The following is a 21297-nucleotide window of genomic DNA, read 5'->3' as shown; positions in this document are numbered from 1 at the left end:
GCCGTGTGCCTACAAGTTGAAGTCCTCGCGCAGACCCTCGACGAAGCGGTGGAACGCGATGTGGTCTGACGACAGTTCCCGGGTCTCGTCGCCCTTGGCGAGCCACACCGTGTCGGCATCGCGCCGTTCCTCGACCCGGGTTGGAGCCCAGCCTTCCTCGTACACCAGCCGGCGCAGCTCCTCGAGCGTCGGGTCGTCGCCCCAACCAGCCATCGACGGTTCCTCCTCGTGCAGCGGGCGGACCCAGTCTCGCGGCTGGCACGTCCCTGGGACGGGAACGAGCTGCCGGAGTCGCCACGGGCGACTGCTAGGTTGTCCGGCCTGCCCGAGTAGCTCAGTCGGCAGAGCGATTCACTCGTAATGAATAGGTCTGGGGTTCGATTCCCCACTCGGGCTCTGGAAGGCGATGACCAGCGGGCTCCGTCGCTGCGACGCTGCCGCACCACCTCGCCGCTCGCGCCGCGACCCGGCCAGCCGGCCGGTTCAAGCCGGGGTGTCCGCGAGGATCCGGCCGAGGGCCACGAGCTGTGGGGTGGCGCTGCCGAGCATGAGCTCGAGGTGTTTGGCCCACAGGAACGTGCGGTGCACCGGATAGTCGCGGTCGACGCCGATACCTCCGTGGACGTGCTGGCTGGCGTGGACCACCCGCTGGCCCCCCTCGGCCGCCCAGAACTTGGCGATGGCCACCTCGGCTTCCGCCGGCACCCCCGCGGCCAGCCGCCACGCGGCCTGCAGGCCCGTGAGGCGGACGGCCTCGGTGTCGACGTACGCGTCGGCCACGCGTTGGCCGACCGCCTGAAACGTGGCGATCTGGCGGCCGAACTGCTCGCGGGTCTTGGTGTACTCGGCCGTCTGGCGCAGCGCGGACTCGCACACGCCGGCCAGCTCTCCGCACGCCGCGACCGTGGCGCGCTCGACGAGCCAGCGCACGAGATCGGCGCCCTTGGCGACCCCGCCAAGGACGTCGGCGGCGCCCACGGCGACCGACGAGAAGGTGAGCTCGGCCTCGATCGACAGGTCGGTGGCCGTCTGCGCGAGCCGTTCCACGCCGTTCGCCGCCAAGTCGACGACGAACACGCTGACGGTGCCGTCGTCGTGCGCGGCCGGCACGAGGGCGTGCGCCGCGACCATGCCCGCGGGCACGCAGATCTTGGTGCCCGACAACGCCCAGCCTTCGCCGTCGGGCCGGGCCGCCATCATCGGGGCCTCGGGTGGGGCCCCAGGCTCGACGAGCGCAGCCGTGAGGATCGAGGAACCGTCGATGGCGCCAGGCAGCAGCCCTTGGCGCTGCGCGTCGGTGCCGAACTCTGCGATCGGCAGCGCGCCCATCACGATGCTCGCCAAGTACGGGACGGCTGCCGTGGTGCGGCCGATCTGGTCGCAGATCAGGTACGCGGACACGAAGTCGAGCCCTGCGCCCCCGGCCTGCTCGGGCAGGGCCACGCCGAGCAGGCCGGCCTCGGCCAGCGCGCCCCAGGTGTCACGGTCGACGCGGTCGTCGGTGGCCTCGACCTCGCGGAGGTGCTCCGGCGTGGAGCGCTCCTCGAGGATCTGCGACGCCAAGTCGCGGACCGCGGTCTGTTGTTCGTCGAGTGAGAAGTCCATGGGTCCTCCGAAGCGCTCAGCGGGCCGACAGCGGCATGCCGAGGCCGAACACGGTGATGAGGTCGCGCTGGATCTCGTTGGTCCCGCCGCCGAACGTGAGGATCAGCAGGCTGCGGTAGAGGTTTTCGAGGCGTGAGCGCAGCACTGCGCCCGGCGCGGTGTCCTGCAGGTACGCGCGTGGCCCGATGATCTCCATGAGGAGCCGGAAGGCCTCCAAGTAGAACTCGGTGCCGAACACCTTGATGGTGCTGGCGTCGGCGACATCGAGCGAGCCCTGTGTGGCGTGCCACGCCACTTTCCAGTTGATGAGCCGCAGGAACTCGAGCCGCGCGTGCACCCGCGCGAGGTTGAGCTGCACCCATTCCTGGTCGACCACCCGGCGGCCGTCGGCGAGCTTGTTGTCCTGCGCCCAGCGACGCACTTCGGTGAGCTGGCGCTCGATGATGCCGGGCGAGCACAACGTGACGCGCTCGTGGTTGAGCTGGTTCGTGATGAGCGTCCAGCCGTTGTTCTCGCCGCCCACCACGTTGGCGGCGGGTACGTGCACGTCGTTGTAGAAGACCTGCGCGATGTTGTGCTCGCTCAGCAGGTGCATCTCTTGGATCTCGATGCCGGGAGTGTCCATCGGCACGATGATCATCGAGATGCCCTTGTGCTTCTTGGCCTCCTGGTTGGTGCGTACGGCGAGCCAGCAGTAATCGGCGTCGCTGGCCAACGACGTGAACATCTTCTGGCCGTTGATCACGTACTCGTCACCGTCGCGCTCGGCTCTGGTGCGCAACGCCGCGAGGTCGGTGCCGGCGCCGGGCTCGGTGTAGCCGATGCAGAAGTGGATCTCTCCCGCCACGATCTTGGGCAAGAAGAACGCCTTTTGCTCGTCGGTGCCGAAGTTCATGATGGTCGGACCGACGGTGTTGATGGTGAGCATCGGCACCGGCGCGCCGGCGCGCATCGACTCGTCGAAGAACACGAACTGCTCGATCGCGGAGAAGCCCCGGCCGCCGTACTCGGTGGGCCAGCCGACGCCGAGCCAGCCGTCACGACCCATCTGTCGCACGACGTCGCGCATGACCGGGCCGATGCCGCCCGCGTGGGCGAGCTCCTCCTGGAGCTCGGGTGTCAGCAACTTGTCGTAGTACGCACGAAGCTCCGAGCGCAGCTGCTCCTGCGCTTCCGAGTACGCGATCCGCATCCTCGTCCCCCACGGTCGTCAAACGAGAACACGTTACAGTTTCGACCGGGTCACGGGTCCAGCCAGGTCCGCCCCGGCGGCCGTTCGCCCCGCTGGCCGAGCATCCGCCGCGCCGGCCACCGGCTCACACCAGCGACGGCAGCCGCAGGAGAAGCGCCTGCAGCAACAGCTCCTCGTTCGGGTTGCGAACCAACGCCTCGGCCGCGGCGTGCAGCGCGGCCAGACCGTCGAGCAGCTCGCTCGGACGCGACGACACCGCCAGCTCGTCGCGATACACCCGCGACAAGGTGGCGATGCCGAGCAGCAGCTCGTCGGTTCGCAGCGCGCGTCGCTCCCGGCGATGCAACGTCTCGAGCTCCTTGGCGCCCGACCCGCGCTGGCCGTACTGCTCGATGCGCTGGTTGACGTCGGCGACCTCGGCAGCCTGCCGGTCGTCGAGGGAAGCCTGCGCGTCGTCGATCATGGCGCGCAGGTCGGCCACCAACCGGGCGACCGTGGCCCCCCTGCCGTCGAGCTGCCGGGGCACCGCCTGCCATGCGGCGGCGCGCAGGCCCAGACGTTCGTCGGTGGCGAGCAGGCGGGCGCGGCTGAGGTCACCTGCTGCCAGGTCGGCAGCTTGGGCTGCCACGTCGGCGGCCACGCCTTCCGCCCGCAGCCGGTCCTCGATCGCGGTGGGCGGAACGGGCTGGAAGTCCACCCGCACGCAACGCGACGCGATCGTCACCTGCTCGGGCAGCACGGTCGTGGCGAGCACCACCAGCACCGCGGTGTCGGGCGGCTCCTCCAGCGTCTTCAACAGTGACCCGATCGCCGCAGGATTGGCGGTCTCGAATCCCGTGGCCGCCAGGACCTTGCGCGTGCCCTCAACCGGCGAACGCCAGGCTTCGCGCTGGAACCGCACCCCTTCGCTCTCCCCGCCGGGTGCCCGGCCGCCGCGGAACTGGGTGCCCTCCGGGTCGACCACAACGAAGTCGGGGTGCTGCTCTGCCAACGCCAGACGGCGAACGCGTTCGGGGTCGGCACCGGGCGGTGCCGCGCGGACCAGGACCTCGGCCGCGAACGCCCGCAGCGCAGCCCGCTTGCCGCTGCCCGACGGGCCCACGAACAGGTACGCGTGCGAGGGCTCCGCCGACGCCCGCTGCAACAGCCCCACGGCTCGCGCTTGGCCCACGACGCCGTCCCACACATCGCTCACCGCCGTGTCCGGCATCACCGTGTCACACGTCGCGCGTCGGTCACCGAACCATCATGGCCCCCCATCGACCGCCCCGACGCCCCAACCAGACAACACCCGCAGTGAGTGAGACGGCGTAGGGGGTGAGAGGGCGTCAGGGGCGGCCGAAGCGACGACGGGTCTCGGCGAGGATCGCGTTGTGGAGGTCGTCGACGGCACGCTCGGCGTCGAGCACCAACCACCGCTCGGGAGCTTCGGCGGCCTGGGCCAGGAAGCCCGCCCGCACGGCCTCGTGGAAGTCGGTGCCGGCGCGCTCGAACCGGTCGCGCTCCCTGCTGAGCCGCGCCCCGGCAGCCTCGACCGACAAGTCGAGCAGCACCACGAGATCGGGTGCGAGCCCACCGGCCGCCCAGTCCGACACCCGAGCCACCTCGACCGGGTAGAGCCCCCGGCCATGGCCTTGGTAGGCCACCGACGAACCAGAGAACCGGTCGCACACCACGTCGCGACCAGCCGCGAGGGCGGGCTCGATCACGGTCGCGACGTGCTCAGCACGCGCCGCCGCCATCAGGAGCACTTCGGTGCGGGGGTGCAGCGAGCCGGTGCCCGGGTCGAGCAGCACATCGCGCAGACGCTCGCCCACCGTGGTGCCACCCGGTTCGCGGGTCAGCAACCCGCCGATCGATCCGGCCAGCAGCCGGGCTTGGGTCGACTTGCCGGAGCCCTCACCACCCTCGAAGACAACGAAGCACCCGCGGCCGCCCGCCGCCCTGCTCACGCCGGGTCCATGTCGGCGACCGCGGAGCCGGGGCCACGCTCCGATCCGGCACGCCGCGCCCGCCGCATCGCCTTGACCACCCCCGCGAAGCCGCCGAGCACGAGCAGGCCGGCGAACCACAGCGCCAACCGCGCCCCTTGGAGCGAGTAATGGGCCTGTTTGACGCCGACCTTCCCATGCACGAGGTGGTCCGACAGCGACCCGAGCCCGTCGGCCAGGAACCCGGCCACCGCGAAGGACACCAGGATGCTCAGCCGCACCAGCGTGTAGACCGCGGAGAAGATCCGGCCGCGCAGGTCGTTGGTGGTGTTCTCCTGCAACAGCGTGAAGCCGATGACGTACACGCCACCCGCGCAGATGCCCACGGCCGCGATGCCGATGGTGGCGAGCGTGAGCGACGACATCGAGGCTGCCACGATCAAGGCAACGCCACCCGCGCCGAGTGACAGCTCGAACGTCCGCACCCGATTCACGCGGTTTTGGACCACCGACAGCGCCGCCACCCCCGCGGCCACCCCGCAGCCGAGCCCGACGGTGAGCACACCGAAGCCGGCGGCGCCCGACCCTGTGACGTCACGTGAGAACAGCGGCCCGATCGGCACGACCATCCCACCACCGAGCAGGGCCGTACACAGGCCGAGCAGCACCGCGGAGATCAGCGGCGTCTGGAAGATGTAACCCCAGCCTTCCTTGATCTCGTGGTACGCCTGCGCCCAGTCGATGCGCTTGGTGTCACCGTTCTCGGACGCGCGCCGGGTCAGGTGCGGGAGGACCAGCCGACTGATCAGCAGCGCGGAGATCAGGAACGTCAGCATGTCGAAGTAGAAGCCCGTGGCTTCCTGGTTGAGCTTGAGGCTCTCGAGGCCCGGCACCGACGACAGCCACTCCGCCACTTTCGCCAGCAAGGCGAACAGACCGGCGCCCACCGGAAACGTGCCGTATGCCGCCGCGAGCGACAGCGAGTTGGCGTTGGTGAGGAACTCGTCGGGCACCAAGTTGGGCACCGACGCCTCTTTGGCCGGCGACCACATCAGCGTGAAGCACTCCATGACCAGTGACGCGAGGACCAGTCCCCACACCGTGTGGATGAACGGCAGCAGCGCCAGGGTGGCGGCACGACCGATGTCGCACACGACCATGACCTTCTTGCGGTCCCAGCGGTCGACCAGCACACCGCCCAACGAGGCCAGGAAGAACCCCGGCGCCACGCGGGCGATCATGACCACACCGACGGCCTGACCGGCGTTGCCGGCGCCGATCCGGGCGGCCAGCGCGGCGATGGCGAGAAACCCGATCCAGTCACCGGTGGCCGACGCCACCTGGGCCAACCACAGCTTGAAGAACTGCTGGTTGCAGAAGATCCGCTGGAATCGCGTCGACGGCGCGGACGTGACGGTGCCGCTCACCTGATCGACGGTGGAGTCGGGCACACGACGACGTTAGAGGGCCAGACCTCCCGGTCCGGGCAAATGGTCGTCAATCGCCGGGAGGATCGGTGTGCTTCGGCGCGATCTTCTTGGCCGCCGACTTCTTCGCTGCGGCCTTCTTGGCCCCCGACTTCTTGGCCGCCGACTTCTTCGCCGGCGCCTTCCGGGCACGCTTGGTGGCCGGACCTGCCTCTCGGCGGAGCTGCAACAGCTCCGAGGCTCGCTCGTCGGTGAGCGTCTCGATCTCGTCGCCCTTGCGGAGCGACGCGTTCGTCTCGCCATCGGTGACGTACGGACCGAACCGACCGTCCTTGATGACCATCTTCTTGCCCGACACGGCGTCGTCGCCCAGCTCACGCAGCGGTGCCGCGCTGGTCTGGCCGCGCCGCCGCTTCGGCTGAGCGAGGATCTCCAGCGCTCGGTCGAGCCCCACCTCGAAGATCTGGTCTTCGGTCTCGAGCGACCGCGTCTCGGTGCCCTTCTTCAGGTACGGGCCGTAGCGGCCGTTCTGCGCCAGCACTTCCAGACCGTCGGCCGGGTCGACCCCGACCACGCGTGGGAGGCTCAGCAGCTGGAGCGCCTCGTCGAAGGTGACGCGCTCGAGGCTCATGGTCTTGAACAGCGACGCCGTCTTGGGCCGGTCTTCGGGCTTGACCTTCTTCGTGCCCTCGGGTAGCTCGCCGAGCTGCACGTACGGCCCGAAGCGACCGGCCTTGGCGATGACCGGCAGCCCCGAGTCCGGGTCGGTGCCGAGCACCCGGTCGCCGCTCGGCGCGGCGAGCAGCTCGAGGGCACGGTCGACGGTGAGCTCGTCGGGGGTCATGCCGTCGGGGATGGACGCGGTGTTGTCGCCCTGCTTGATGTACGGGCCGTACCGGCCGGGGCGGACCACGATCGGCTCGCCGCCGGGCGGCTCGAGCTGCATGACCACGTTGATCTCGGCCGGGTCGATGCCGTCTTTGGCGCGGTCGATCAGCGCCTTCAGGCCGGGCGAACCCGGCGACACGTCGACCAGGTCCTCGGTCTGCTCCCCGGTCTCGTCGCCGAACCAGAACCGGTTGAGCCACGGCTCGCGTTGCACTTGGCCGGTGGCGATCTCGTCGAGGTCGCGCTCCATGCCCGCGGTGAACGTGTAGTCGGCGAGATCGCGGAAGTTCTCCTCGATCAGGCGCACCACCGCGAACGCAGTCCACGTCGGCACCAGCGCGGTGCCCTTCTTCCACACGTAGCCGCGGTCCTGGATGGTCTGCATGATCGACGCGTACGTCGACGGCCGACCGATCTCGAGCTCCTCGAGACGCTTCACGAGTGAGGCCTCGGTGTAGCGCGCGGGCGGGCTGGTGGTGTGGCCCTTGGCCTCCAGCTCTGGCGAGGGAAGCGACTGCCCCTCGGTCATGGTCGGCAGGATCGTCTCCCGGTCGTCGAGCGCGGCGTCGGGGTCGTCGGACCCTTCGACATACGCCCGGAGGTAGCCCGGGAACGTGATGGTTCGACCCGACGCGCCGAACTCGACGTCGCGGCCGTCGGACGCGACCGCCCCCATGCGCACCGACACCGACTGGCCGCGGGCGTTGGCCATCTGGGACGCCACCGTGCGCTTCCAGATCAGTTCGTACAACCGCAGCTGGTCCGACCGGAGCTCACCGCCCAACGACTCCGGGGTGCGGAAGGTCTCTCCCGCCGGCCGGATGGCTTCGTGCGCCTCCTGCGCGTTCTTGGCCTTGCTCTTGTAGACCCGCGGCGACTCGGGCAGGTATTGGGCTCCGTACAGCTCCCGGACCTGTGCTCGGGCGGCGCGGATGGCGGTCTCCGACAAGTTGACGCTGTCGGTCCGCATGTACGTGATGTAGCCGTTCTGGTACAGATCCTGGGCCACTCGCATGACCTGCGCCGAGCTCATCCGCAGCTTGCGGCCACCCTCCTGCTGGAGGGTCGAGGTCATGAACGGCGGTTTGGGCGCCGAGGTGTACGGCTTCTCCTCGACGGAACGCACGGTGAACGCCGCGCCCGCGAGCGCGTCGACCAGCTGGTTCGCCGCGGCTTCGTCGAGCACCACCACCTGGGCACGCGCCACACCGCGGTCGTCGAAGTCCTTCCCGGTGGCGACCGAGGTGCCGTCGATCGCGCGGAGACCGGCCACGAACGCAGGATCGGTGGGGAACGCCGCGTCGAGGTCCCAATAGCCGGCGGGCCGGAACGCGATCCGCTCCCGCTCGCGCTCGACCACCAGTCGGATGGCCGGGCTCTGCACGCGACCCGCCGACAGCCCGGGGTTCACCTTGCGCCACAACACCTCGGAGAGCGGGTAGCCGACCAACCGGTCGACGATGCGGCGCGTCTCCTGCGCGTCGACGAGGCCTTCGTCGATCTCGCGCCAGTTCTCGACGGCGTGCTCGATGGCCGGGCGGGTGATCTCGTGGAACACCATCCGCTTCACCGGCACCTTCGGCTGGAGCACCTGGAGGAGGTGCCAGCTGATGGCCTCCCCTTCGCGGTCCTCATCGGTGGCGAGATAGAGCTCGTCGGCGTCCTTCAGCGCGGCCTTCAGGTTGCGGATGACGTCGCGTTTGGTGGAGTGGACGACGTACGTGGGTGTGAAGTGGTCGTCGACGTCGATCGCCAGGCCCTTGGGCTCCAGGTCGCGGATGTGGCCGACGGACGACTCGACGTGGAAGTCGTCGCCGAGGAAGCCCGCGATGGTGCGGGCCTTGGCCGGGGACTCGACGATCACGAGAGGCTTCGCCACAGGGCGCAAGGTAAAGAGCAAGAGGCTGGCCTTGTCAAACGGATCCGCTTCCGACCGGCAGCGACCTCGGTCTTCGCGGCGCGGGCGGCGCCCGTTGCGCTCAGTCGTCAGGTGACCAGCGCCGGCCTCGCGCCCGCTTGCGATCGCCCATCGCGCGCTTGGTCTCCACCCGTCGGCGCTGCGATGCCCTCGTCGGGCGCGTGGCCACGCGGGGTCGCTCGACGTGCAGTGCCGCCGCCAGACGACTGCCCAGGCGGGCCAGCGCGAGCTCGCGGTTGCGCAGCTGGCTCCGCTCGTCGTCGGCGACGACCCGAACCTCGGGGCCCAGGCGGCCGAGCAGCCGGCCACGCTGCCACGAGCCGAGCGACGGGGAGCTGGCGATGTCGAACCGGGCTTCGACCCTCGTGTTCGAGCGACTGGCGTGCTGGCCACCCGGGCCCCCGCTCGGCGTGAACCGCAACTCGATCTCGCTCAGCGGGATCACGCACCCGCGGTTGACCCGCAGCACCTCGCGGTCGTCAGCCATGCGTGCACGGTAGGCGCGGCCTGCCCGCGGCACCTTTCGCGGGCCCGGAGGGATCGGACTCGACGTGAGGCCAGCGGCCACGCGAGGTGCGCCCTGCGTACCGCCCGACCCGCGGTACTACCGTCCGGCAGATGGACTTCGCCTTCAGTCAACGCTGCAACGAACTTCGCGAGTCACTCCTCGCCTTCATGGACCAACAGGTCTACCCGGCCGAGTCGGTGTACGCCGAGCAGATGCAAGCGTCAGGTGATCCGCATCACCACCCTCAGATCATCGAGGACTTGAAGGCCGAGGCTCGCCAGCGTGGGCTGTGGAACCTGTTCCTGCCCCACAAGACCGAGTGGACCGACGGCTTGTCGAACCTCGACTACGCACCGCTCGCGGAGATCCTCGGCCGGTCCCCCATCGCGTCGGAAGCATGCAACTGCGCCGCGCCGGACACCGGGAACATGGAGATCCTGACCATGTTCGGGACGGACGAGCAGAAAGAACAGTGGCTCCAGCCCCTGCTCAACGGCGAGATCCGATCGGCGTTCGCCATGACCGAGCCCGCGGTCGCGTCCAGCGACGCGACCAACATCGAGTGCTCGATCGCCCGAGACGGCGACGACTACGTCATCAACGGCCGGAAGTGGTTCATCTCCGGTGCCATGAGCCAGCACTGCCGGGTGCTGATCCTGATGGGCAAGACCGATCCCGACGCGCCGCGCCACCTCCAGCAGTCGATGGTGCTGGTGCCGATCGACACGCCGGGCGTCGACGTGCTGCGCAACATGACGGTGTTCGGCTACAGCGACCGCGAGGGCCACTGCGAGATCACGTTCACCGACGTCCGGGTGCCCGTCACCAACGTGCTCGGCGAGGAAGGCGGCGGCTTCGCGATCGCCCAGGCCCGGCTCGGCCCCGGACGGATCCATCACGCCATGCGGTCCGTCGGCGCGGCGGAGCGGGCGCTGGAGATCATGTGTCGGCGGGTCACGAACCGCGTGGCGTTCGGCAAGCCGCTCGCCGAGCAAGGCGTGATCCAAGAGTGGGTCGCCGACTCGCGCATCGAGATCGAGCAGGCCCGGCTGCTCACCCTCAAGGCCGCGTGGCTGATGGACACGGTCGGCAACAAGGGCGCGGCGACCGAGATCTCCGCGATCAAGGTCGTCGCGCCCAACATGGCGTTGCGGATCGTCGATCGGGCGATCCAGGCGCACGGCGCCGGCGGGGTCAGCCAGGACTTCCCGCTCGCGCAGATGTGGGCCGGCCAGCGTTCGCTCCGCCTCGCCGACGGACCCGACGAGGTCCACCGCCGCCAAGTCGCCCGCCGCGAGCTCGGCAAGTACCGCGCTTGACCCATCCTGCTGCAAACCCGTCCCGCTGTGAGCACTTGGCCACCTCCTGGGTGGTCAAGTGCTCACAGCACGACGGTTGGCGCGGGTCAGCAGGGCGCTGCCGACGAGCGCGGCGACCGTCGAGGCCAACAAGATCCCGACCACTGCGCGGTCCGACAAGTGCGCGGCCGCCGAGCCGTCGAAGGCGAGCCCGGTCACGAACAGCGACATGGTGAAGCCGATCGCCGCGAGCAGCGACACGCCCAGAACCTGCGACCACCGGGCTTCACGCGGTGCGTCGGCCAAGCCCAGTCGGACTCCGAGCCACGTCGCGCCGACGATGCCCAGCGGCTTGCCGACGAGGAGGCCGAGGCCGACGCCGAGCAGCACGTCGCCCCCCGGACCGTGGAAGCCCCCGCTGAGGTCCACCCCGGCGTTGGCGAGCGCGAACAGCGGTACGACGACGAGGCTCGTCCACGGGTGCAACCGGTCTTCCAGCGACGACGCGTCGGGCGTGACGGGGTGCGCCGGAGCGTGCGACGACGCCCTCACCGGCACCAGCAGACCGAGCGCCACCCCTGCGATCGTCGGGTGGACACCTGAGCGCCACGTGGCGTACCAGGCCACGATGCCCAACAAGATGTAAGGCAGCCCGGTCGTGACCCGGCGCCTTCGCAGCAAACCGACCGCCACGAGCGCGACGAGTGCGCCGCCGACCCATGCCCAGTGCAGCGATGACGAGTACCAGATCGCGATCACGACGATCGCCCCGACGTCGTCGACGATCGCAAGCGTGAGCAGGAACACCTTGAGGCTGGCGGGCACGCGCGACCCGAGCAGCGTGACGACGCCGAACGCGAACGCGATGTCGGTTGCCATCGGGATCCCCCACCCGTGCGCACCATCGCCGCCGTGGTTCACCAGCACGTACAGCAAGGCCGGAACGACCATCCCGCCGAGCGCCGCCACCGCGGGCAGCACGGCAGCGCGCCGGTCCCGCAGCTCGCCGACCACCCATTCGCGCTTGAGCTCGAGTCCGATGACGAAGAAGAACAACACCATGAAGCCGTCGTTCACGACGTGGACCGGCGAGATCGTGATCGACCAGGGCCCGATCGAGGCGGTGTGATGTCCGAGCCACCAGGTGCCGTACGAGTCCCGCACCGGCGAGTTCGCCCAGACCAGCGCGGCGACGGTGGCCACCAGCAACAGGCAGCCCCCGACCGCCTCCACCCGAAGGAAGTCGCGGAGGGCTGCGCGGCGCCCGGCGCGGGTGCGGGTGGTCAGACGTCGGGGGCAGCGGGAAGCCATCGGGTCCTTTCGCGAAACGAACCCGGACCTGTCGCGCCCGGGTGCCGACCAGACTTCCCGGCACGCCAACCACCCAGGGTATCCGCTGCCACCCCCTACCCCTTGGGACGGTGGGCGCCGCCTGCCTGTTCCTGCGGTGCGCGCCCAGGGTCACCCAGGCGCCCAACTGCTCACCCACAGGGGTGGGTCGGTGGGTGGGCGGGAGTCGGTCAGTCGGCGTCGAGCACGACGTGGACGAGGGTGCCCGAGGGAGTCGTGATGAAGTCGACCTCGTCGGCGAGAATTCGGATCAGCGGGATGCCGAGCCCGCGCTCGTAGTCGAGGCGTGCCGGATCGGTGACCGGCGGGTGCACGCCGAGCGAGTCGGGATCGAAACCGCGGCCGTGGTCAGCGACGTAGACCTCGACGCGGCCCGGCTCGGCGATGCAGCGCAGCCAGACCGTCGACACGTCGGCCCAGGCGGGGTCGTCAGCTGCCAGTGGTGGGCGCACACCCGCGGCAACCCAGTTCGCCTCCATCGCGTTGGTGCACACCTCGGAGACGACCAGGCGTAGATCAGCGAGACGGTCGTCGTCGAAGGAGTCCTCGGTCGCAGCCGACGCAGTGACGACGAGGCGCGCGACCGCCAGATAGTCCGGGCGGGACGGGATCTCCAGCTCGACGACCCCCGGCATCTGGTGCTTAGCGCCCGGTCACGGCCTCGTCGACCGAGGGATGGATCGGAAACACCTGCGTCAGCCCGGTGATCTCGAACACTTTCAGGACACGTTGCTGCGTGCAGACGAGGGCGAGCTCGCCGCCCTGCGTGCGCACCCGCTTGAGCGCACCGACCAACACGCCCAGCCCGGTCGAATCGAGGAACTCAACGGCTTCGAGATCGACCACGATCTGGTGGTGACCCTCGCTCACCAGCCCCACGAGCCGCTCCCGGAGACCTGGAGCGGTGGCCACGTCGACCTCACCGGACACCGCCAGCACGGCCCAGCCGTCTCGGTGGGTGACGTCGAGACCGAGTTCCATGCCGTGGCTCCTCGAACGGTTTACGTGGGGCTCGTTCCGGTGGGCGCGCGTCGCCGCGCTGCCCGTGAACCGTAGTGGACGGCCTCCGGCACGCACGCATCAGCGCCCCGACCAGGCCGGCGACGCCGCGGCGTGACCGCCGGACCACCGCACCTGCGCAGATCCCATCCGCGTAAGTACACAGCTGCCATTTGTCACTCCGCCGTCGTAGGCTCGCGAGCGGTGCGCGCCGTGTGCGCACGAGATCGCCCGGTCCCACTGCGACCCAGCCAGGTATTCGATGTCCGTCGCCGCTCCCGTCGACCAGTTCGACGATCTGCTCGCCGTCGTGATGACGCGCATGCTCGAGGAGTTCGCGCCGACGCAGCCAGACCCGTTCGACCTCGGCGCGGCGGATCGCATCGGTGACCGCAACGAGGCGCTCGGGGCCGCCAGCATCGGAGGACTCGTCCACCTCGAGCGGATGCCCGCCCGCGACGCCAAGCTCGCGGCGCTGTCCACCCCGCTGCCCGCCGCGGTGACCGAACGCCTCGGCGTCGCCGACCTCTGGTCCCACCAGGTCGAAGCCATCGACCTGGCCCGGCGAGGCCACCACGTCGCGATCGCGACCGGCACCGCCTCGGGGAAATCGCTCGTCTACCAGGCGCTGGTCGGCGCGATGGTCAGCGACGACCACAACCTCGCCAAGGGCACCGCGCTGCTGCTGCATCCCACCAAGGCGCTCGCGCACGACCAGCTTCGCGCCCTCACCGAGCTCGGCTTCCCGGGCGTCGTGGCAGCCGCCTACGACGGCGATTGCACACCGCAGGAGCGGGTCTGGGTGCGACGCCAGGCCAACGCCGTGCTCACCAACCCCGACATGCTCCACGCCGGGATCCTCCCGCAGCACGCCCGCTGGGCCACGTTCTTGCGCAACCTGCGCTACGTCGTGGTCGACGAGCTCCACGTGCTGCGCGGCATCTTCGGCAGCCACGTCGCGCACGTCCTGCGCCGCTTGCGCCGCTTGTGCGCGCACTACGGATCCACGCCGACGTTCGTGTTCACCTCCGCCACCATCGGCGACCCGGGAGGGCTGGCCTCCGCGTTGTGCGGGTTGCCGGTCGACGCCGTCACGGCCGACGGCTCGCCCCGCGGCGAGCGCGTCTTCGCGCTGTGGAACCCGCCGCTGCTCGATCCCCACACCGGTGCCCGAGCGTCGACGAACGGGCAGGCCGCCCGGCTCGTGGCGGAGTTGGTGCACCGTGGCCATCGCACGATCGCGTTCACCCGCAGCCGCAAGGGCACCGAGCTGCTGGCGGCCGACGTGCGGCGCCGGGTGCCGCACGAATCGGTCGATCTGGTCCGCCCGTACCGGGCCGGCTACCTCGCCAGCGAGCGGCGCCAGATCGAAGCCGAGCTGTTCGGCGGCACGCTGCGCGGGGTCATCGCCACCACCGCGCTCGAGCTCGGCATCGACGTCGGCGGGCTCGATGCCTGCATCCTCACCGGGTTCCCCGGCACCATCGCGTCGATGTGGCAACAGGCCGGGCGGGCAGGGCGTGAAGGCCAGCCGTCGCTCGCCGTCCTCGTCGCCGGGAACGACCAGCTCGACCAGTACCTCATCGCGCACCCCGACGAGGTGTTCACCCGCCCGCCCGAACCAGCGGTCGTCAACGCATCGAACCCGTACGTGCTCGACCCACACCTCGCCTGCGCGGCATACGAGCTCCCGCTGACACCCGCCGATGCCGAGTGGTGGCACACCGATCTCGAAGAGGCCATGGCCCGAATGGTCGCCGGCGGCCAGCTGAGGGTGCGGCGTGGTGGCGTCGGTGCGGTGCCACCCGCCCCGGGTCGGCCGCCGGTCCGGGCGATCTGGTCAGGCGGCGCCCCGCCGGCCAGCACAGTGGGGCTCCGCAGCGGATCGGCCATCGACTACCGCATCGCCCTGGCCGACGGCACCATGGTCGGCACCGTCGACGAAGCGCGGGCCTTCGAGACGGTGCACCCAGGGGCCGTCTACCTCCACCGCGGTGCCACGTACCGGGTCGCGGATCTCGACCTGCTCGACCACACCGCGGTGGTCCAGCCCACCGACGGCGGTGAGTCCACCCAGGCGCGCATCGACACCGAAGTCCACATCATCGAACAACGCTGCTCCCGCCACGTCGGCCGGGCCGTGCTGGCGATGGGCGAGGTCCAAGTGCGGTCACAAGTGGTGGGCTACCAGCGCCGCGACACGTTCAGCGGCGAGATCCTCGGCAACGAGGTGCTGGACCTGCCGCCCACCACGCTGGTCACCCGCGCGTTCTGGTACACGGTCGACCAGGTCGTGGTGGGTGAGGCCGGGATCGCCGCCGCGGCGCTGCCGGGCTCCCTGCACGCGGTGGAGCACGCGGCCATCGGGGTGCTGCCGCTGTTCGCCATCTGCGACCGGTGGGACGTGGGCGGCGTGTCCACCGCCGGGCTGGCCGACACCGGCCTGCCCACGATCGTGATCTACGACGGCTACTCCGGCGGCGCGGGCATCGCCGACCTGGGCTACGACGCCGCCGACCGCCACCTCGCCGCAACGCTCGACGTGCTCGCAGCGTGCCCGTGCCGGGACGGTTGCCCGTCGTGCGTGCAGTCGCCGAAGTGCGGCAACGGCAACGAACCGCTCGACAAGGTGGGCGCCATCCGGCTGCTCACGACGATCCTCGACCGCGGCTGACGTTCACCGCCGGTCGCCGGCACTCACTCGAACGGTGGGAGGGAGCCTTCCAGCTCGCGGCCTCGGCGGTTCAACAGGAGCGCTTGCGCGGCGACCAGCCCGGCCACCATCGCACCTGCCGCGCAACCCGCGAGGAGCCGGGTGTTCAGCACTCGTTTCGTGGGCGACTCGTCGCCCGCCAAGTGCTGCTTGGTCTGGGGCTGACCCACCGCGTCCTGCTCGGGGTACGACAACGTGGGGCTGTACGTGTCGGGCGTGCCGGGCGCCTCGGCGATCTGCGGGTTGACGCTCTGAGTGCGGGAACCGCTGATGCTCGGCAGACCGGGCGTGTTCGGCGCATGGGCGCTCGAGTGGCTGCTCGGCGTGCTGTGCACCCATGACCCCCAACCACCGGAACCGCCGCTCGACCCGCCGCTGTGGCCGCCACCGGCCACGGTCGTGCTGGTCGGTCCGCTGGGAGTCGTGCCGCCGGGAGTGCTGTCGGGCGTGGTGTCCGGCGTCGTGCTCGGAGGTGTGGTGTCGCCTGGCGTCGAGGTCGTCGTGGTGGGGGGCGGCGGCTCGGTGTAGGAGCCCCCATACGTGCGGGACACTCCTTGGCCGTCGATGCTCTGCCCGGTCGTCGCGAAGAACGTCACCAAGAAGCTGGTCGTGCACGTCGGGGTGAACTCGAACCGGAAGTTCCCACGGGAGTCCAGCGTGCCGTTGTCGCCAGTGTGAGCGGGCCGGTTGGCGTACAAGTTGTCGGCCGGCAGTCCACACTCGGACGGCAACCGTCCCCCAGACGTCGAGGCGATGCTCGCCCGGACCTGCGCGACCGAGCGGCTGCCGCCGATCGTGCTGTACGTGACCCGGCCCGTCATGACCACCGAACCATCACCGGAGATGGACACGCTCGTGAACGAGTAATTGGTCGGCAGCCGAGCCGCCGTCGGGCTGGCCCCGGCAGGCAGCGGGCTGGCGGCGAGCAGCCCCGCCACCGCCACGAGCAGCGCCGCCACCCCGGCGCACACCGTTCGGCAGCCCGTCCGAAGGGCCGAAACCACACGCGCTGTCACGACACCCGCTGCTTGTTGAGCTTGGGGTCGAGCGTGGCCTGGACGATCAGGCGCCGCGCCGCGGACCCCGGTGGATCACAGGTGGTCAAGGTGAGCGTCGAGGGGTGGGCAGGGTCGGTGTTGAGCACCGACGTGTCCGAGGGCCGCACCGAGAACGGGGCCTTGTTCACGTGGTACGTGCATTGTCCGATGGGGGTTTCGAGCACGATCGTGTCGCCTTGGTGGAGCTTCTGCAGGTCGTGGAACGGTTTGCCGTAGGTCGTGCGGTGGCCCGCGATGCCCACGTTGCCCGTCAGGCACGGCAACGGGGTCTGCACGTAGTGGCCGGCGCCGGCACGTAGCGCGCTGGTGGTCGTGCCTTCGACCACCACCACGTCGACACCGATGGTGGGGATCTTGATCCGGGTGAGGGCGTCGCCCACCTTCACCGCGTGGTTGCGATAGTCCTGCTGGAGCTGCGCGCTGTTCAGCTCGTTGCGCAGGTGCTGCTGCAGCCGGTTCGTGTACAAATCGGTGAGCAGCGGATACGCGATGATCCCGATCGCGATGAGGACCAACAGCCCCACCAGCGCCGTCATGCCCCGCTTCGCTGCCCGGTTGTGACGGACCCACAGCGCCAGGCGGTCGAGCGGGTTGTGGGCCACGACTCGGGCGCTGGCCGGTGAACCCTCCGCTGCGCCAGCCACGCCGCCAACGTCCAACCCGCCAGACATGAGTCGTTCGAGGGCGGCACCGCGCCGAGAGCGCCGTTGCCACCCGCGCAGGACGCGCAGCTGGCTCCAGCCCACGAGGGCGATGACGACCAGCGCGACCAGAGACAGGAGCATCGTGGCGGTCATCGACTCAAGGCTCCCATGTCCCCAGCGTCAGGTGCCATCGCGGGTGATCAGGCCCCCGACCGGCGCTGCGCCCGCCGCGCCCGACGGATGACCTCGAGCCCACCAGCGGCGAGCACGAGGAAGACCGCGCCGAGCACGGGCCGCCACGGGGTGTCACCCGTGAAGGCCAGCTTCTTGGCAGCAGGTTGGGTGGTCGAGGTGGTGGGGGCGGTGCCCGGCACGGCGGCCTTGCAGCTCACGGCAGCCTGCGCCTGCGAGAGGGCCAACGTGAGCAGCGGCTTGCCCGACACGGCGCCCGGCAGCACGTCGACCTGCAAGGAGGCGGCGGCGGCCGACGCGCCGCTGGAGGTGGTCGACGTAGTTCCCGACGACGGCGTGATGATGGCCAGCGGGCTGAGGTCGATCACCTTGGCGTTGGGAGCGACCTCGAGCGAGCCGCTCTGACCGAACAGCGTCTGCAGAACCGTACCGACGCCGGGCAAGGCGTACAGCTGCGGGAGCGCAGCCGGCAGCAGCTGGATGTCGAGCACCGCCGGGTTGATCGATGGCTTGGCGACGTGGTTGGAGCGGGTGCACGTGGCCGTGGCACCGGCGGTGCCAACCGTGACGGTGATCAAGCACACGCCTGGCACCACCGCACCGATGCACAGCGAGGCACCGGTGCTGTTCGAGGTGGCGGTGATGGCGTCGCTCGTGACCGCGGTCGACGAGGTGCTGATGCCGATCTGGGCGCTCAACACCTGGGCGCCCTGGCCCGTGAGCAACTGGTTGAGCAAAGTCGACAAGCTGTCGCCGGTGCCGCCCGGTAGCGGCAACTGACCGAGGATGTTGGTCAAGGCGCCGGTGACCGCGGAGCCGAGTTGCCCGAGCGGCTTGCCCACACCGAGCAGCGACGCGGTGTCGACCGACAAGGTGTCGACGGAGCCGCCATAGGCCGCCGCGTCGGGCGTGCCGTTCGCGGTGCTGGCGTGCGAGTACGAGCAAGCGGTGGCCAACCCCAACGCCGGCAGGCCGGCGGGGAGGGTGAGCGGACCGCACACCGGCGCCGCCTTGGTGCCCTGGTCGACAGTGGCACCGCCCGCGGGCGAGTCTGCCTTGCTGCCGCCGACGCTCGTGCTCACGATCAATGCACCCTGGCCGTCGGCGTGCGCCTTCGGCGTGGAGTCGATCGAGGCGTTGTTGCTGCCGAACGTCAGGTCGTTGCCCGCGATGCTGAGCTTGAACGCGTTGCCACTCGACGTGGCGGCGTACTGCTCAGGTGTGCCGCTGGTGCCCGACTGCGCGGTGGCCGGCACCGCGACGAGCACGGCCCCGAGCACTGCAGCGAAAAGCGTTGCGACCAGTCTGCGACGAATCATTGTGGTTGGTCCCCTCGATTAGCGCGCCAAAGGGCCCGAATCGCCCACTCGACGAGGGCGAGGTTACGTGAGGATGCATTCGACGGCCAAACACCATCGACCTTCCCGGCCCGGAGGCACGCCGTCACCGATCAGTTGCCGGCCTCGCCGGAGTCGGAAGCTGACGAGATCGGCGAGGCCGTGGCCTCCACCCGCATCACGGCCTGCGCGTGGACGGTCACGTCGGGGAGCAGGGGCCCGATCAGCGAGACGTCGGTCGGCATCTCGTACGACACCGTCACGTGGACCAGCCGGCCGCCGGATCGGCGGCCGACCTCGACTCGCAACCGGCCGGGTTCGAGCCCAGGGGTGGCGGCTGCCGTGCGCGCCGCATCGGGCCGGGGGTCGACCGCCGCAGCCCGCGCCGCGTCGCGCGCGCACTCGATCGCGAGGACCTGGGCGCGCACGACCATCGCCACCTGGACGATGAACAGCACGAGGACGACCACGACGGGCAGGAGCAGTGCAAGCTCGACCGTTGCCTGCCCGCGTTCGCTCCCGCGCCGGACGACGCGGAAGCGAACGCGCCAGGTCACTTCGCTTTGCCGATCAGCTGGTCGACGACAGCGTCGAACAACCGGGTCAACTTGCCGCCCTTGGTGGCCCAGGCCACGAGCACCAGGGCGATCGACGCCGCGGCAAGCAGGACGAGCGCGTACTCGGTGGTGGCCTGGCCACGGTCGACCCCCTCGGCGCGATCGGCGTCGGACGGATCGGCGGCGGCGAGCGACAGCCACACGTGGGTCGCGGCCAGGACCACGGCGTCGTGCAGGCGTGTGATGGGGTTGGTGGACATCGGGATCGAGCTCCTTCCAATGGCTCACACGTGCAGCGATTGCACCGAGGTGAGCAGCAACGGGACGACGGTGAGGAGGGCGAAGGCGGGGAGCGTGCACAGCACGAGGGGGAACAGCAGCGCGACGGGAAGCCGCCGCGCACGAACCTCGACGTGGCGACGGCGGGCCGCACGTGCCTCCGCCGACAGGCGGTCGAGAGTGGACAGCAGCGGCGTGCCATCGCGCAACGCTCGGGCCACGCCGGCAGCCAGCGGCCGCGCGGGCTCGCCGAGGTGCGCGTTGAGCAGCCCGACCGCCTCGGCCAACGACTGCCCGCGATGGTGCGCGGCACAGACTGCGGCCACGGCAGGCGCTGCCGGGCCGCTGAGCCGCGGAGCCAGCGCATCGAACGCCGTCGACGGGGTGCACCCCGCCGACACCGCCACACGCAGGAGGTCGACGAGGTCAGGGAGGCAATCGACGGCTTCCCACACCGCGCGCTGACGTCGAGCCCGCCGGCGCCACACGCGCCACCCCACGACGCCCCACACGACCAGCACCGCGAGCAGCGGTGACCCCAACCAGGCCACCAGCGCCACGGCGGCCGCGACCCGACCGACGAACCGGGAGGCGGCCGGGTTGTCGGGCAACCGGGCGAGGCGCCGGAGAGCAGCGCCAACGACCCGCAACGGCGCCGCCCGGCGGCGGGTCGACGGCGACGCCCGCGTCACGCCCAGATCGCCGCGGTCGCGGGGGATCGACCAGATGGGCACCACCGCCGCGACGGCGAGGCACGCCAGCACCGCGGCCCACACGAGCGGGGGCGAGGTCATCGCACGCGGCCTGACAGTCGCAACATCCACCAACCACCGGCCACATCGAGGACCAGGCCGACCAGAATCGACACGAGCCCCCAGGGCCGGCCGACGGTGGCGGCCAGCGTCCGCGGATCCACCACCCCGCTGAACAGCGCGAACCCAACCGGCGCCGCGACCAGCACTGCGGCCGAAGCGCGGGCCTGGGTGGCTGCCGCACGCAGCTCGTCGCCGGCGGCACTGCGGTCTCGGACGCTGGCGGCGAGGTCGGCCACCACGGCGGCCTGCGAGCCACCAACGGCCGCGGCCACCCCGAGCCCGGCGACGGCGAGGTCGACCGAAGGCAGCCGGCGCCGGCCCGCCCACTCGTCGAGCGCTCCCGACAGCGGCGCACCACGGGCGACCTTGGCCACGACCTCGAGCAGGTCAGTTGCGACGGGTCCCGTGGCGTGCGGGGCGGCCTGGTCGAGGGCTTCGGCGAGCGATCGGCCCGACCGCAACGCGCCTGCGACGTCGTCGAGCACCTCCGGGAGCGCGCGTTCGATCTGGGTCGACACGCGCCACCTCTGCCAGCGAACTCGGGCCGGTCGTGGCACGTGGGCACCCTCGAGCAGGCGAGCACCCG

At 70.6% G+C, this 21297-nt stretch carries 20 protein-coding genes and 1 tRNA gene; 3 read left to right on the top strand and 18 right to left on the bottom strand.

All coding sequences use genetic code 11. The features are described from left to right. Positions 1–9 precede the first annotated feature (9 nt). A complete protein-coding gene (locus tag VHA73_01530) occupies positions 10–213 on the bottom strand; it encodes a hypothetical protein (protein ID HVX16686.1) in 204 nt (67 codons plus the stop codon). 110 nt (positions 214–323) lie between these two features. On the opposite strand from VHA73_01530, the gene VHA73_01525 reads away from it, so the two are divergent. Then, positions 324–396, top strand: a tRNA-Thr gene (locus VHA73_01525). A gap of 87 nt (positions 397–483) precedes the next feature. Here VHA73_01525 and VHA73_01520 read toward each other — a convergent pair. The 7 genes from VHA73_01520 to arfB all read right to left on the bottom strand — a co-directional run bounded on the left by VHA73_01520 (position 484) and on the right by arfB (position 9448). Next, complete coding sequence (locus VHA73_01520; protein ID HVX16685.1) at positions 484–1605, bottom strand: acyl-CoA dehydrogenase family protein; 1122 nt, start codon at positions 1603–1605, stop codon at positions 484–486. A 16-nt stretch (positions 1606–1621) separates the two neighbouring features. Continuing rightward, entirely contained in the window at positions 1622–2797 is a 1176-nt protein-coding gene (locus VHA73_01515; protein HVX16684.1) for an acyl-CoA dehydrogenase family protein, read from the bottom strand. Between the two features lie 124 nt (positions 2798–2921). After that, positions 2922–4007 (bottom strand): hypothetical protein, encoded by a 1086-nt coding sequence (locus tag VHA73_01510; GenBank protein HVX16683.1) that lies wholly within the window; start codon positions 4005–4007, stop codon positions 2922–2924. A 118-nt stretch (positions 4008–4125) separates the two neighbouring features. Further along, complete coding sequence (gene tmk, locus VHA73_01505) at positions 4126–4749, bottom strand: dTMP kinase (protein HVX16682.1); 624 nt, start codon at positions 4747–4749, stop codon at positions 4126–4128. After that, the gene (locus VHA73_01500) at positions 4746–6179 is read right to left on the bottom strand and encodes an MFS transporter (GenBank protein ID HVX16681.1); all 1434 of its coding nucleotides are present in this window, start codon (positions 6177–6179) and stop codon (positions 4746–4748) included. The genes tmk and VHA73_01500 overlap by 4 nt, the downstream gene beginning before the upstream one ends. A gap of 46 nt (positions 6180–6225) precedes the next feature. After that, positions 6226–8922 (bottom strand): type I DNA topoisomerase, encoded by a 2697-nt coding sequence (gene topA, locus VHA73_01495; protein ID HVX16680.1) that lies wholly within the window; start codon positions 8920–8922, stop codon positions 6226–6228. 100 nt (positions 8923–9022) lie between these two features. Beyond that, a complete protein-coding gene (gene arfB, locus VHA73_01490) occupies positions 9023–9448 on the bottom strand; it encodes an alternative ribosome rescue aminoacyl-tRNA hydrolase ArfB (protein HVX16679.1) in 426 nt (141 codons plus the stop codon). 131 nt (positions 9449–9579) lie between these two features. Here arfB and VHA73_01485 point away from each other — a divergent pair, with 131 nt between their 5' ends. Continuing rightward, a complete protein-coding gene (locus VHA73_01485; GenBank protein ID HVX16678.1) occupies positions 9580–10788 on the top strand; it encodes an acyl-CoA dehydrogenase family protein in 1209 nt (402 codons plus the stop codon). A 54-nt stretch (positions 10789–10842) separates the two neighbouring features. Here VHA73_01485 and nhaA read toward each other — a convergent pair whose 3' ends face one another. From nhaA to VHA73_01470, 3 genes are all read right to left on the bottom strand, one after another. Further along, positions 10843–12078, bottom strand: coding sequence for a Na+/H+ antiporter NhaA (gene nhaA, locus VHA73_01480; GenBank protein ID HVX16677.1), 1236 nt, complete (start codon positions 12076–12078; stop codon positions 10843–10845). 209 nt (positions 12079–12287) lie between these two features. After that, positions 12288–12752 (bottom strand): ATP-binding protein, encoded by a 465-nt coding sequence (locus tag VHA73_01475; GenBank protein HVX16676.1) that lies wholly within the window; start codon positions 12750–12752, stop codon positions 12288–12290. 7 nt (positions 12753–12759) lie between these two features. Further along, complete coding sequence (locus VHA73_01470) at positions 12760–13098, bottom strand: STAS domain-containing protein (protein ID HVX16675.1); 339 nt, start codon at positions 13096–13098, stop codon at positions 12760–12762. A 280-nt stretch (positions 13099–13378) separates the two neighbouring features. Between VHA73_01470 and VHA73_01465 the strand changes: the two genes are divergently transcribed. After that, positions 13379–15790 carry a DEAD/DEAH box helicase gene (locus tag VHA73_01465; GenBank protein ID HVX16674.1) on the top strand — a complete coding sequence of 804 codons (2412 nt, stop codon included), beginning with the start codon at positions 13379–13381 and terminating at the stop codon, positions 15788–15790. Positions 15791–15813: 23 nt separating this feature from the next. On the opposite strand, the gene VHA73_01460 is transcribed toward VHA73_01465, so the two are convergent. The 7 genes from VHA73_01460 to VHA73_01430 form a co-directional block, all read right to left on the bottom strand. Next, the gene (locus tag VHA73_01460) at positions 15814–16788 is read right to left on the bottom strand and encodes a hypothetical protein (GenBank protein HVX16673.1); all 975 of its coding nucleotides are present in this window, start codon (positions 16786–16788) and stop codon (positions 15814–15816) included. A 53-nt stretch (positions 16789–16841) separates the two neighbouring features. Beyond that, complete coding sequence (locus VHA73_01455; protein ID HVX16672.1) at positions 16842–17684, bottom strand: class E sortase; 843 nt, start codon at positions 17682–17684, stop codon at positions 16842–16844. Positions 17685–17731: 47 nt separating this feature from the next. Continuing rightward, entirely contained in the window at positions 17732–19042 is a 1311-nt protein-coding gene (locus VHA73_01450; GenBank protein HVX16671.1) for a hypothetical protein, read from the bottom strand. A gap of 131 nt (positions 19043–19173) precedes the next feature. Continuing rightward, positions 19174–19617: a TadE family type IV pilus minor pilin gene (locus VHA73_01445; GenBank protein ID HVX16670.1), complete on the bottom strand. Its 444-nt coding sequence runs from the start codon at positions 19615–19617 to the stop codon at positions 19174–19176. Beyond that, positions 19614–19877: a DUF4244 domain-containing protein gene (locus VHA73_01440; protein HVX16669.1), complete on the bottom strand. Its 264-nt coding sequence runs from the start codon at positions 19875–19877 to the stop codon at positions 19614–19616. Before VHA73_01440 ends, VHA73_01445 begins: the two co-directional genes overlap by 4 nt. Before the next feature lie 24 nt (positions 19878–19901). Then, positions 19902–20690, bottom strand: coding sequence for a type II secretion system F family protein (locus VHA73_01435; protein HVX16668.1), 789 nt, complete (start codon positions 20688–20690; stop codon positions 19902–19904). After that, entirely contained in the window at positions 20687–21229 is a 543-nt protein-coding gene (locus VHA73_01430) for a type II secretion system F family protein (protein ID HVX16667.1), read from the bottom strand. The genes VHA73_01435 and VHA73_01430 overlap by 4 nt, the downstream gene beginning before the upstream one ends. Positions 21230–21297: the final 68 nt, after the last annotated feature.

It is taken from the genome of Acidimicrobiales bacterium (assembly GCA_035547835.1).
Lineage (GTDB): Bacteria > Actinomycetota > Acidimicrobiia > Acidimicrobiales > Iamiaceae > DASZTW01.
The sequence above is the reverse complement of the archived record's forward strand: the minus strand, read 5'-3'. Positions and strand labels throughout refer to the sequence as shown.